The 11,890-nt window shown below is 75.3% G+C and carries 8 protein-coding genes; 1 reads left to right on the top strand and 7 read right to left on the bottom strand.

Annotated features, from left to right (window positions below):
* Window positions 1-109: 109 nt before the first annotated feature.
* The 4 genes from AF335_RS29390 to AF335_RS29375 all read right to left on the bottom strand — a co-directional run bounded on the left by AF335_RS29390 (window position 110) and on the right by AF335_RS29375 (window position 7,225).
* A complete protein-coding gene (locus AF335_RS29390; protein ID WP_244927201.1) occupies window positions 110-2,164 on the bottom strand; it encodes a HelD family protein in 2,055 nt (684 codons plus the stop codon).
* Between the two features lie 188 nt (window positions 2,165-2,352).
* On the bottom strand, window positions 2,353-2,634 hold the full coding sequence (locus AF335_RS29385; RefSeq protein WP_102921458.1) for a type II toxin-antitoxin system RelE family toxin: 282 nt from the start codon (window positions 2,632-2,634) through the stop codon (window positions 2,353-2,355).
* Window positions 2,635-2,726: 92 nt separating this feature from the next.
* Entirely contained in the window at window positions 2,727-4,379 is a 1,653-nt protein-coding gene (locus AF335_RS29380) for a DNA repair helicase XPB (RefSeq protein WP_102921457.1), read from the bottom strand.
* 263 nt (window positions 4,380-4,642) lie between these two features.
* Window positions 4,643-7,225, bottom strand: a complete 2,583-nt coding sequence (locus tag AF335_RS29375; protein ID WP_102921456.1) for a helicase C-terminal domain-containing protein — start codon at window positions 7,223-7,225, stop codon at window positions 4,643-4,645.
* A 316-nt stretch (window positions 7,226-7,541) separates the two neighbouring features.
* Here AF335_RS29375 and AF335_RS29370 point away from each other — a divergent pair, with 316 nt between their 5' ends.
* Window positions 7,542-8,441 carry a hypothetical protein gene (locus AF335_RS29370; RefSeq protein ID WP_102921455.1) on the top strand — a complete coding sequence of 300 codons (900 nt, stop codon included), beginning with the start codon at window positions 7,542-7,544 and terminating at the stop codon, window positions 8,439-8,441.
* A gap of 501 nt (window positions 8,442-8,942) precedes the next feature.
* Here AF335_RS29370 and AF335_RS29365 read toward each other — a convergent pair.
* The 3 genes from AF335_RS29365 to AF335_RS29355 are packed head-to-tail and all read right to left on the bottom strand — an operon-like array spanning window position 8,943 to window position 11,883.
* Complete coding sequence (locus AF335_RS29365; protein ID WP_102921454.1) at window positions 8,943-9,788, bottom strand: ABC transporter ATP-binding protein; 846 nt, start codon at window positions 9,786-9,788, stop codon at window positions 8,943-8,945.
* On the bottom strand, window positions 9,785-10,852 hold the full coding sequence (locus tag AF335_RS29360) for a FecCD family ABC transporter permease (RefSeq protein ID WP_244927200.1): 1,068 nt from the start codon (window positions 10,850-10,852) through the stop codon (window positions 9,785-9,787). The genes AF335_RS29365 and AF335_RS29360 overlap by 4 nt, the downstream gene beginning before the upstream one ends.
* The gene (locus AF335_RS29355; RefSeq protein ID WP_102921453.1) at window positions 10,849-11,883 is read right to left on the bottom strand and encodes a FecCD family ABC transporter permease; all 1,035 of its coding nucleotides are present in this window, start codon (window positions 11,881-11,883) and stop codon (window positions 10,849-10,851) included. Before AF335_RS29355 ends, AF335_RS29360 begins: the two co-directional genes overlap by 4 nt.
* Between the last annotated feature and the right edge of the window lie 7 nt (window positions 11,884-11,890).

The raw sequence follows: 11,890 nt of genomic DNA, 5'->3' as shown, positions 1-11,890 counted from the left end.
CGTACGGCGACCCCGCGCAGCGGGAAACGGCGCCGCACGTGGCAAAGGGCAGAGGCCGTACGGCGACCCCCGCGCAGCGGGGAATGGCGCCGCACCCGACAACGAACCGTTACCCCAACTGCCCCGGCAACCCCGCCGCGTGGATCACCGTCAGGCCCGACACCGCCCGTGTCAGGGCCACGTACAGCCGTCGCAGGCCCGTTCGTTCGTCCGGTTCTGCCGTGACGAGCTCCGACGGTTCGTCCAGGACCACGTAGTCGTACTCCAGGCCCTTGGCCAGGGTCGCCGGGACCAGGGTCAGGCGGGAGTCCGCGGAGGTCTCCTCGCCGGGGGCGAGGAACGGCAGGGCGGCGGTGCGCAGGGCCTCCGCGAGCGGCGCGACGCGGGCGTCGGCCGCGATCAGGCCGATCGAGCCCTCGCGTTCCAGCGCCTCGCGGCAGGCGGCGACGACCGCCTCGTCCCGCGCGGACAGGGCCACCTCCCGCACCGAGAAGTCGCCCGCCGCCTCCCGCACCGAGGTGGCCTCGGCGAGGCCCGGGGCGATGGCCGGCAGCAGCCGGGACGCGTAGGCGATCACCTCGCGCGGTACGCGGAAGCCCTGGGTCAGTTCCTCGACCGAGGCGTCCGGCTTGCCCAGGTGGGTCAGGGCCTCGGCCCAGGTCGGCGTCGCCCACGGCGTGGTGCCCTGCGCGAGGTCGCCGAGGATCGTCGCCGAACCGGTCGTGCAGCGGCGGCCGACCGCGCGGTACTGCATGGGGGAGAGGTCCTGGGCCTCGTCCAGGACGACATGGCCCAGGGACGGCGTTCGGGCGACGAGGTCGGCCGCCTCGTCGATCAGCACCGCGTCCGCCGCGGACCACCTGGCGGACCGTACGCTCCGGGTCGGCTTCGCCCAGCGGATCTCCGCCTGCTCGTCGGCCGTCAGGACGCCCTCCGCGTGCTCCGCGAGGAACTCCGCGTCGGACAGCAGCCGGAGCACCAGCTTCGCCGGATCGACCGCCGGCCAGAGCGACTTGACCGCCGCCTTCACCGCGGCGTTCCGCGCCACCGCGTCCTGCACCCGGTCGTCGGGCGCCTCGCCCGCCTCCTCCATCCGTACGAGCACGGCGTGCGCGATCCGCTGCGGGAGCGCCTCGCGGGCGGCGCCGTAACGGATGTCGCGGGCCAGCAGCTCGCGGACCATCTCCTCGATCTCGTACGCCGGGACCCGCCAGCGCCGTGAGCCGCGCACGACGACGACCGCCTCGTCCGGCATCGTCACACCGGAGCGCACCGCGCGCCGCAGCACCTCCGCCATGCGGGCGTCGCCCTTGAGCCGGGCGGCGGCGGGGGCGTCCTCGCCGCGCACCTCCACATGGGCGACCAGGTCGTCGACCGTGGCCTGCGCCACGTTCAACTCGCCCAGGGCGGGCAGCACTTGCTCGATGTAGTGGAGGAAGGAGCGGTTCGGGCCGATGACGAGCGTGCCCGTGCGGGCGAGGCGCTCGCGGTGGGCGTAGAGCAGATACGCGACACGGTGCAGGCCGACGGCGGTCTTCCCGGTGCCCGGGGCGCCCTGGACGCACACCGTGCCGCCGATGCCCGCGCGGACGATCTCGTCCTGCTCCGGCTGGATCGTCGCGACGATGTCCCGCATCGGGCCGACGCGCGGCCGCTCGATCTCCGTCTGGAGGAGCCGGCTCGCCCGCTCCTCGCCCGCGGCGTCGGTGAGGTCCTCGTCCTCGTAGGCGGTCAGCTCGCCGCCGGTGTAGCCGAAGCGGCGGCGCGTCCGCACGTCCATGGGCTCCTTCTTGGACGCCCGGTAGAACGGCTGTGAGACGGGTGCGCGCCAGTCGATGACCATGGGGTCGCCGTCCGCGTCGTGGACGTGCCGGCGGCCGATGTAGAAGCGCTCGCCCTCTGCCCCTTCGGCCTGATCGGCGCCCGGCGCGTGCACGTAGTCCAGCCGGCCGAAGAACAGCGGGGTGTGCGCCAGGTCGGCCAGCGCCGTGATCCGGTCCTCGATCTGCCGCTCCAGGACCGCGGCGTTCACCCAGTTCGCGGTGACGTCCTTGATGTCCAGGGCCTCGACGTCGGCGCGCATGGCGCGCAGCGCGGCACGGGAGGAGGAGAGGTGGGCGCGCTCACGCGCGAGGGGGTCGTTCGGGACTTGCTGCGCGGGCACGGCGGGGCCTCCGGGCGGGGTGCGGGTGCTGGACGTGGTGCGTGGACCCGCCGGTTTCCGTCCGGACGGTGGCGCTCCCGGCGCGCGAGGGCGCGCGGGAGGCGGCAAGGCGGACGAGTGTAGTCAGCAGAAAAGGGGCGCGCGAATGATTTTCCGCACGCCCCCAGGGTCCGTCACCCCGCGCGGGGTCACTCCTCGGGCAGGAGGATGTCCGCGTCGTCGAAGATCCTCAGGACCACGAGGAGCAGCCGCCCCCGCGAGATCATGTACTCGGCCACGATCTGCGACGTGAGCCGGATCTCCCGGTCCTGCCCGCCCACGCCCACGGGCCGGGAGAGCTCGGTGTACGGATCGCGGGCGAGGATCTCGACCGCCTTGTCGAACGACGCCCGCCGCGCGGGGTCCAGCCGGTCGCGGTCACGTGCGGCCGGCTCGGTGTACAACACCTCGTAGATGTCCTGATGAGACATGCTGCCCTTTCCTCGCCATGGCGCGACTCCCCGGCCAGCGTACCGACCGGGAATCGGCCGCGGACCGGGATCGCCCCGCCCGGTCCGCCGGCTCAGGCGGCGTCGCCGCCCGTCAGCAGCGCGTCCGCGTCCACGATCCGGTACGCGTACCCCTGCTCCGCCAGGAACCGCTGGCGGTGCGCCGCGAAGTCCTGGTCGACGGTGTCGCGGGCGACCACCGAATAGAACCGGGCCTCGTGCCCGTCCGCCTTCGGGCGGAGCACCCGGCCGAGCCGCTGCGCCTCCTCCTGGCGGGAGCCGAACGTGCCGGACACCTGGATGGCGACCGTCGCCTCCGGCAGGTCGATCGAGAAGTTGGCGACCTTCGACACGACGAGGACCGAGATCTCGCCCTGCCGGAAGGACTCGAAGAGCTTCTCCCGCTGCGCGTTCGTCGTCTCGCCCTTGATGACGGGCGCGCCCAGGTGCTCGCCCAGCTCGTCCAGCTGGTCGATGTACTGGCCGATGACGAGCGTCTGCTCGCCCCGGTGCTTGCGCACCAGCGCCTCCGTGACCTTCCGCTTGGTGGCGGTCGTCGCGCAGTAGCGGTACTTCTCCTCGGTCTCCGCCGTCGCGTACGCCAGCCGCTCGTGGTCCGTGAGGTTCACCCGGACCTCGACGCAGTCGGCGGGCGCGATATAGCCCTGCGCCTCGATCTCCTTCCACGGGGCGTCGAAGCGCTTCGGGCCGATGAGCGAGAAGACGTCCGACTCACGGCCGTCCTCGCGCACGAGCGTGGCCGTCAGACCGAGGCGGCGGCGGGCCTGGAGATCGGCGGTGAACTTGAAGACCGGCGCGGGCAGCAGGTGCACCTCGTCGTAGACGACCAGGCCCCAGTCCCGGGAGTCGAACAGCTCCAGGTGCGGGTAGATGCCCTTCCGCTTGGTCGTGAGGACCTGGTACGTGGCGATGGTGACCGGGCGGATCTCCTTCCTCGTCCCCGAGTACTCGCCGATCTCGTCCTCGGTCAGGGACGTCCGCTTCACCAGCTCGTGCTTCCACTGCCGCGCCGAGACGGTGTTGGTGACGAGGATCAGCGTGGTCGCCTTGGCCTGCGCCATCGCCCCCGCGCCGACCAGCGTCTTGCCCGCGCCGCAGGGCAGCACGACGACGCCGGAGCCGCCGTGCCAGAAGCCCTCGACGGCCTGCCGCTGGTACGGGCGCAGCGTCCAGCCGTCCTCCTCCAGCTCGATCGGGTGCGCCTCGCCGTCGACGTAGCCCGCGAGGTCCTCGGCGGGCCAGCCCAGCTTCAGCAGCGTCTGCTTGATCTGCCCGCGCTCGGAGGGGTGCACGGCGACGGTGTCGGCGTCGATCCGGGCCCCGACCAGCGGCTGGACCTTCTTCGACCGGAGGATCTCCTCCAGCACCGGCCGGTCCGTGCTCTCCAGCACCAGCCCGTGCACGGGGTGCTTCATCAGCTTGAGCCGGCCGTAGCGGTCCATCGTCTCGGCGATGTCGACCAGCAGCGCGTGCGGCACGGGGTAACGGGAGTGGGTGACGAGCGCGTCGACGACCTGCTCGGCGTCGTGCCCCGCGGCACGGGCGTTCCACAGGCCGAGCGGGGTCAGCCGGTAGGTGTGGATGTGCTCGGGCGCGCGCTCCAGCTCCGCGAAGGGGGCGATGGCGCGGCGGCACGCGTCCGCCTGCTCGTGGTCCACCTCCAGAAGCAGCGTCTTGTCGCTCTGGACGATGAGAGGTCCGTTCACGCGCTGGGCCCTTTCCGCTAGCGGTCGGCCGTACGGGCGCCGGGGCGGCGCCGTCGGGCCAAACGTCCAGTGTGCCGCATGCGGGGGGAAAGCGAGGTGGGGGCCGGTGAGGACCGGCCCCCACCACGGACCGGCGCGGTCCGGGCCTCGCCGGCGGGGTGCCGGGGCGGGTGTCCTTCGTGAGCCGGTCCCCACCGGAGCCGCTCGCCCGCTCTTCCGGACGTTCGGTTCGGCCGGTCACCGCGCGGGCCGTCCGCGACGGCTCAGACCGTGTCGTCCACCAGCTCCGCCACGCCCGTGATGCGGTGCAGCGGGTAGGTGCGGATCTCGTCCGCCGTGTGGTCGTACGCCGTCACGAAGCCGCCCTCCACCCGGACCGGGGCGATCACCCGCTGGCTCGCCGCGCCTTCCGCGTTCACATAGCCGATCCAGACCGCCGCGCCCGTCAGCACCGCGGCCTGGACCGTCGCCAGGGTGTCGGCGGACGTCGTGCGGGGCAGGCCGCCGGAGGCCGGGGCCGCCGTGGGCTTGCGTTCCGCGGTCGACGCCATGTCGCCCGCGCGGATCGCGCGCACCGCCGCGCCCAGCAGCGTCGGGTCCGGGACGGGCGGGCCCTCCGGCACCGGGGTGGGCGCCGTGCGCGGCGGGGTGCGGTGGGCGTCCGCGCGGGTGACCACGACGTCGCCCTCCGCCGACTCCGCCGCCGGTGCGTAGCCCATCGCCCGCAGGCCGTCGAGGAGGGCGTCGGGCGGCACCTGCGCCGCCAGCACCGTCGGCGCCAGGCGGCGCGGCCGCAGCGGGGCCGAGCGCCGGTCGGCGAGGATCTCCGCCAGCATCGCCTCGTCGTCGCAGCGCACGTACGAGGAGGCCGCCCCCACCCGCAGGTGGCCGTGGCGGCGTGCCACGTCGTCGATCAGGTACGAGAGCGGCTGCGGCACGGGCGTACGCGAGTGTTCCGTGAGGAACGTCTTCAGGTCCGTCGCCGTCCGGCCCGCGTCCAGCGCGCGCCGCACCGAACCGGGCGTGAAGCGGTAGACCGTCGCCCCGCCCTTGGACTCGATGTCGGCCAGCACCCCCAGCGTCTGCGCCAGCGGCCGCCGCAGCGGGCCCGGGGCCACCGCCGTGAGGTCCGCCTGCAGCAGGACGTGGTCGAGCGGCTCGGGGAGCAGCGGCGCGAGCCGCGCGGCGGCCCGCACGGCCGCCGCCCCGAGCTCGGCCTCACCGGCCGGGCGCCAGGGCGCGCCCTCCGTGCCACCGGCCCCGAGCAGGGCCCGGCCGTGGTCCGTGAGGGCGCCCCGGTTGGTGACGCCGAGCATCTCGGCCTCGGTCAGGGTCCAGAGGGCCAGGCGGGAGCGGAGGTCGTCGTGGGGCGCGTGGGGCGGTGCTCCGGCTGTCCCCGGCCGCCCGGCCGGTGCTCCGCCCGTCACCGCGCCGCGCGGCGGGCGCTCCCACCGCAACCGCCCCAGCAGCGTCTCCGGCGTGACCGAGCCGCCCTGCGGCAGCGTCGCCAGCAGCGCCAGCACCCGGTGGCGCACCTCCGGCGCCGGGGCGCGGTCCAGGTCCGGGCCCAGCGCCGCGAGCGTACGGGCCTTGGCGTCCCGGCCGCCGACCGGGCCCGCCGTGCGCGTCGCCGCCAGCCACGCCGTCGCCAGGCGCGTCCACCGCTGCTCCGCGGGCAGCAGCAGCCACTCGTCGTAGGCCGGCGTCGGGGCGTACCGCTCGTCTACCTCGCCGTCCGACGCCAGCAGCCCCGCCGCGTACGCCAGCTCGGTCCAGAAGGCGGCCGCCTGCTCCGTCGCGTCCAGCGCGGCCGCCGTCCGCTTGAGGTCGCGCACGCTCAGCCCGCCCGCCCGCAGGACCAGCGGGCCGCCCGTCTCCCAGCCCTTCAGCAGGTCCTCGACCGTCGTCAGGGCCGTGAACGCCTGCCCGGCCGCCGTCGCGTCCACCACCCGGGGCGAGTGCTCCGTGACCGGCGCCAGCTCCGGGGCCACCGGCTCCGGGGCCCGGTGCGCCCGCCCGGCGCGCAGGTGCAGCGCCACCTCGCGCGGCAGCAGCACGCTCCCCGGCCCGGCGGGCAGCAGCAGCCCCCGGTCCAGCAGCCAGCGCAGGTGCGCCGCCGGCTCGGCCGTCACCGTGCCGTACGGCGGGCCCCACACCAGGCGGCCCAGCACCGCCGTCGCCTCCGCCGGGGCCGTGTCCAGCAGCGCCGACATCCGCGCACGGTCCTCGAACAGCTCCGTCAGCGCCGCGACCGCCGTCACCGGGTCATGCGTCGCGGGCAGCCCCGCCGCCGCGATGATCTGCTGCACCCGGCCCGGCGACATGCCCGCCGTGGCCTCGGCGACGGACGGGCCCAGGCCCGTGGGAGAGGGGTGCGCCGCGCTCGGCGCCAGCAGCTCCCGCACCGTGCGCACCAGCCGCAACTGGTCCTCCGCGCCCCAGACCAGCGCCTGGTCGCGCAGGGCCGCCACGGCGCGCGGCAGCTCCGCCGCGATCCTCGGGTCCTCGGGCGCGTCGCCGCCCATCAGGGCGTCCAGCGTGGCGTACGGGCACGGGTCCGGCGCGACCGCCAGCGCCTCCGCGACCTGGAGCGTGAACCGGTCCAGGCGCTCCAGCGCCCGGACCACGGACGCGCGGGTGCCGGCCCGGGTCGCGAGCTGGGTGAGGTCGCCCGGGACGGGATTGAGCAGGTCGGGGCGGGCGCGCAGGAGGGCGGCGAGCGAGTCGTCGGGGCGGCCGCGGAGCTCCTCGGCGAGGGTGCGGGCGGGTGCGGCGGAAGGGGCTCCGGCGGGCGCTCTCTCCGTGCGGGGTCCGCTCGTGTGCTTCTCCGGCCGCGACGTGGTCATTCTGCTTACGGTACCGGGTCGCTGCGCTGTGCTCGGCTGTTGTCCGTGCGGCGCCGTCGTGGTGCTGTTCCTTCGTGCATGCCGCTGCGCGGGGCGTTTTCCCCAGCCCCGCCCCTTCCCGGTAACCGGGGGCTTCGCCCCCGGGCCCCCCTTTTCCGCGCTGACGCGCGGTGTCCTCAATCGCCGGACGGGCTGAATTCAGCCCGTCCGGCGGGGTACCCGCCTCGCGGTGAAGGTCTCCTGATTCCCTCCGTAGGCCCTGCGGCGAAGCGGTACCTTCGGGGCAGGAACGCGGCTGGTGGTCTGAGGGGTTTCGGTGGGGATCGAGAGCGATCAGCTTGTTTACGACTATCTGAGCCGGGTCGGCGACATCGCCCAGCGGCAGTCGCTCACCTCCGGCGACCGGATGCGGCTCGTCTCGCGGCTGCGTACGGAGATCGAACGGCGGCGCTCCTCCGAGGGCGCCGACACGCCGAACGCCGTACAGCGGATTCTCGCCGACCTCGGCAGCCCCGACGAGGCCGTGGCCGGGGCCGGGGCCGCCGGGAACGACAGCGGCAGGGTGCCCGAGCCGCGCCGCGAGGGCGAGGGCGCCCGCGCCGCCGCCCCCGCGCCGCAATACTTTCCCGCGGCGGACGGGACGGGGCCCGCCGCCGAGGCGCCGGACTGGTGGCGGGTCGAGCCCGGACCGTTCCCGGGCGGCGCCTCCGCGCCGATGCACGGGTTCACCGGAGGCATCGAGGTCCCCGAGATACTGAAGCCGCCACCGCACGACGCCCCGCCGGGCGCCCAGGGCGGGCGGGGTGAGGAGGACGAGGTGGCCGAGGAAGCCGAGGAGGACGGGCCGCGCCGGATCAGTCTGCTGCGCCGGCCCGACGGCGCGCCCGTCCCGCCGCTGCTCCTGGTCGTCGCCCTGCTGCTGCTCGTCGGCGCCTTCCTGGGCAACTGGATCGTGCTCGCCGTCGGCTGGGGCCTGGCCTATCTCACCCGCAAGCTCTCCCACACCGAGTCGCAGTGGGCCGTCGTGGTCCTGCCGGGCCTGACCGTCGCGGCCGGGGTGGTCTGGCTGTGGGGCCGCACGGAAGGGCGCTGGGGCGACCCCGTGCCGTCCGGCGGCCTCGGGTCCGCGCTGGCCGACACCTGGCCCTGGGTCATCCGCGTCGCCGCCGTGGCCTCGGCCCTCTATGTGACGTGGCGGGCCCGGCGCCCCGGCTGACCGGGTTCTTCGTACGCGTGCCCGGCTGACCGGGTTCTTTGCGCGCCTGCCCACCCGGCCGGGTTCTTCGTGCGCCTGCCCGCCCGGCCGCCCGCGGCCCTCCCACGACGCCCTCCCACGACGTGGCGGGTGCGACCGTCTCACGGGGCCCGAAGATCACGGCGGCTCGGTCCGTGACGGTCCGCGGCCCGGCGGCACTCGTGGCGGGTGCGATCCCTCATGGGGCCTGAAGGCTGCGGCGGCTCGGCCCCTGACGGTCCGCAGCCCGGCGGCACTCGTGGCGAGTGCGGCCCCTCATGGGGCCTGAAGGCTGCGGTGGCCCGGCCCGCCCCGGTCCGCAGGCCCGGCGGCACCCGTGGCGGGTGCGATCCCTCACCGGGCCCGAAGGTCGCGGCGGCTCGGCCCGCCCCGGTCCGCAGGCCCCCACGACGTGGCGGGTGCGACCTCTCACGGGACCCGAAGGTTTGCGGCGGCCCGGCCCGCAGGCCCGGGGCGGCCCCCTCAGCCCGTGACGCTCTCCGCCACCGGCCCGCTCTCCTCCACCTGCACCGTCCACGGCATCCCCGGCACCACCAGCGGACTCCCCGTCACCGGGTCCGGCACGACCACCGACTCCAGGCCGAAGACCTCCCGCACCAGCTCCGCCGTCACCACCTCCGACGGCGCGCCCTGCGCCACGATGCGGCCTGCCTTCATCGCCACCAGGTGGTCCGCGTAGCGCGCCGCCTGGTTGAGGTCGTGCAGGACCGCCACGACCGTGCGGCCGCGTTCGCGGTTCAGACGGCGGCACAGGTCCAGGACCTCGACCTGGTGGGAGATGTCCAGATACGTCGTCGGCTCGTCCAGGAGCAGCAGGTCCGTCTCCTGCGCCAGGGCCATCGCGATCCACACGCGCTGCCGCTGGCCGCCCGACAGCTCGTCCACGGACCGCTCCGCGAGCGCCGCCGTGTCCGTGCGCTCCATCGCGTCCGTGACCGCGCGCTCGTCCTCGTCCGACCACTGCTGCCACCAGCGCTGGTGGGGCTGCCGGCCACGGGCGACCAGGTCCGCGACCGTGATGGCCTCGGGCGCGACGGGCGTCTGCGGCAGCAGGCCCAGCGACCGGGCGATGTCGCGGGTCGGGATGCGGGACAGCTCGGTGCCGTCCAGGAGGACCGCGCCGCGCCGGGGCTTCAGGAGCCGGCCGAGGGCCCGCAGCAGGGTGGACTTGCCGCACGCGTTGGGGCCGACGACGACGGTGACCTTCCCGTCCGGGATGTCCACGTCGAGGCCGTCCACGACCACGCGCTCCTCGTAGGCGAGCGTCAGGTCGCGGGCGGTGAGCCGGGGGGTCGTCCGCTCGGTCACGCTCTTCCTCCGGTGCGGCCCCTGATGATGAGCCAGATGAGATACGGGGCGCCGACGGCGGCGGTGAGCACGCCGACGGGGAGCTCGGTGGGTTCGAACAGCTTGCGGCCCAGCAGGTCCGCGAGGACGACGATGAGCGCGCCCGTCAGGGCCGAGCTCAGCAGCGGGATCTGCGCGGTGCGCGTCACCCGGCGGGCCAGCTGGGGGGCGAGCAGGGCCACGAAGTCGACCGGGCCGGCGGCGCCCGTGGCGACGGAGGCCAGCAGCACCCCGAGCAGGGCGAGCCCGAGCCGCGACCGGTTCAGCCGTACGCCCAGGGCCGTCGCCGTGTCGTCGTCCATGGACACCGTGCGCTGGGCCCGCGCCGCCCAGCAGACGAAGGGCGCGAGCGCGAGCAGCGTCCAGGCCAGGGGCGTCGCCTCGGCCCAGCCGCGGCCGTTGAGCGAGCCGGTCATCCACACCTGGGCCTGCTGGGCGACCAGGTAGTCGCCCTTGGTCATAAACAGGTGGGACACGGAGCGCAGCGCGACCGCGAAGCCGATGCCGATGAGGACGAAGCGGGTCGCGTGCAGGCCGCCGCGCCACGCGAAGGCGTAGACGAGGACGGCCGCGAGGAGCCCGCCGAGGACGGAGAGGTAGGGGAGGACGGCGTACGAGGTGACGCCGTACGTCAGCGCGCCGACCGTCACGGCGCTCGCGCCCTGGCTCACCCCGATGACGTCGGGGCTGGCCAGCGGGTTGCGGGCGACGGTCTGGATGAGCGCGCCGGCCACCCCGAACGCGGCGCCGGCCAGCAGCCCCACCGTCATCCGGGGCAGCCGCAGGGTGCCGACGACGAACCCGGCGTCCGAGGGCTGCCCGAACAAGGCCTTCAGGGCCTCGTCGGGCGCGACGAACGCCTTGCCCACGCACAGGTACGCCAGGCAGGAGGCCGCGAGCAGCACGGTCAGCACCAACGCGGTGGCCGTGGCCCGCCGGTGCACGAGGAAGGAGCCGCGCCCGGCCCGGACGAGGGCGTAACCGGCGGGGCGGAGGCCCGGCCGGCCGGTCAGGGTGGTGCTCACGCGGCCACCGCCTTGCGGCGGCGGACCAGCGCGATCAGGAAGGGGACGCCGATCAGGGCCGTCATCACGCCGGACGGCACCTCGCCCGGCGGGAAGATCACCCGGCCCGCGGTGTCGGCGAGCAGCAGGACGACCGGGCCGAGCAGCGCCGCCATGGGCAGCAGCCAGCGGTGGTCGCCGCCGACCAGGGCGCGGGCGATGTGCGGCACGGCGAGGCCGAGGAAGGCGATCGGGCCCGCGGCGGCGACGCCGATGCCGGTGAGGACGGTCGCCCCGAGGCCGCCGACGATCCGTACGGCCGCGACGTTCTGCCCGAGGCCCTTGGCGACGTCCTCGCCGAGCGCCAGGGCGTCCAGACCGCGTGCCACGGACGCCACCATCACCGCGCCCACCAGCAGGAAGGGCCACATCTGGGAGACGAGTACGGGCTCGCCGCCGGCCAGCGAGCCGACCTGCCAGAAGCGGAACCGGTCCAGGACCGCGGCGTGGGTGGCGAGCACGGCGTGCACCACGGCGACGATCAGCGCGTTGATCGCCGCACCGGCCAGCGCCAGCTTCACCGGCGAGGCGCCGCCCCGGCCGCGCGAGGCGACCGCGTAGACGGCGACGGACGCCAGCGCCGCGCCCGCGAACGCCCACCACACGAAGCCCGTCAGGCTCTCCACCCCGGCCAGCATGATCGCCGAGACGACGCCCAGCGAGGCGCCCTGGCTGATGCCGAGGATGCCGGGGTCGCCGATGGGGTTGCGGGTGAGGCCCTGGAGGACCGTGCCGGCCAGGGCGAGGGCGGCGCCGACCATCAGGCCGACGAGGGTGCGCGGCAGCCGCATCTCGCGGACGACCAGGGCGTCCTTGCTCCGGCCGTCGTGCAGGAGGGCGTCGAGGACCTGGCCGGGGGCGACCGGCCGGGCCCCGATCGCGAGGCTGAGGACCACCGCGGCCAGCAGGGCGACGGCCGCGGCCACCGTCCAGCCGATGCGGCGCCGGACCAGGGCTGATCCGGGGGTGCTGATCGGGACGGCGGCTGACATCGCTTCC

Origin of the sequence: Streptomyces eurocidicus, from assembly GCF_002891295.1 — a bacterium.
Classification (GTDB): Bacteria; Actinomycetota; Actinomycetes; order Streptomycetales; family Streptomycetaceae; genus Streptomyces; species Streptomyces eurocidicus.
Note: the sequence above shows the minus strand (reverse complement) of the source record. Positions and strands in the feature narration are given on the sequence as shown.

Bases quoted from the DNA above. Each gene is read 5' to 3' on its own strand.
- AF335_RS29385 (WP_102921458.1), bottom strand. From the start codon at position 2,634: ATGTCTCATCAGGACATCTACGAGGTGTTGTACACCGAGCCGGCCGCA.
- AF335_RS29375 (WP_102921456.1), bottom strand. From the start codon at position 7,225: ATGACCACGTCGCGGCCGGAGAAGCACACGAGCGGACCCCGCACGGAG.
- AF335_RS29355 (WP_102921453.1), bottom strand. From the start codon at position 11,883: ATGTCAGCCGCCGTCCCGATCAGCACCCCCGGATCAGCCCTGGTCCGG.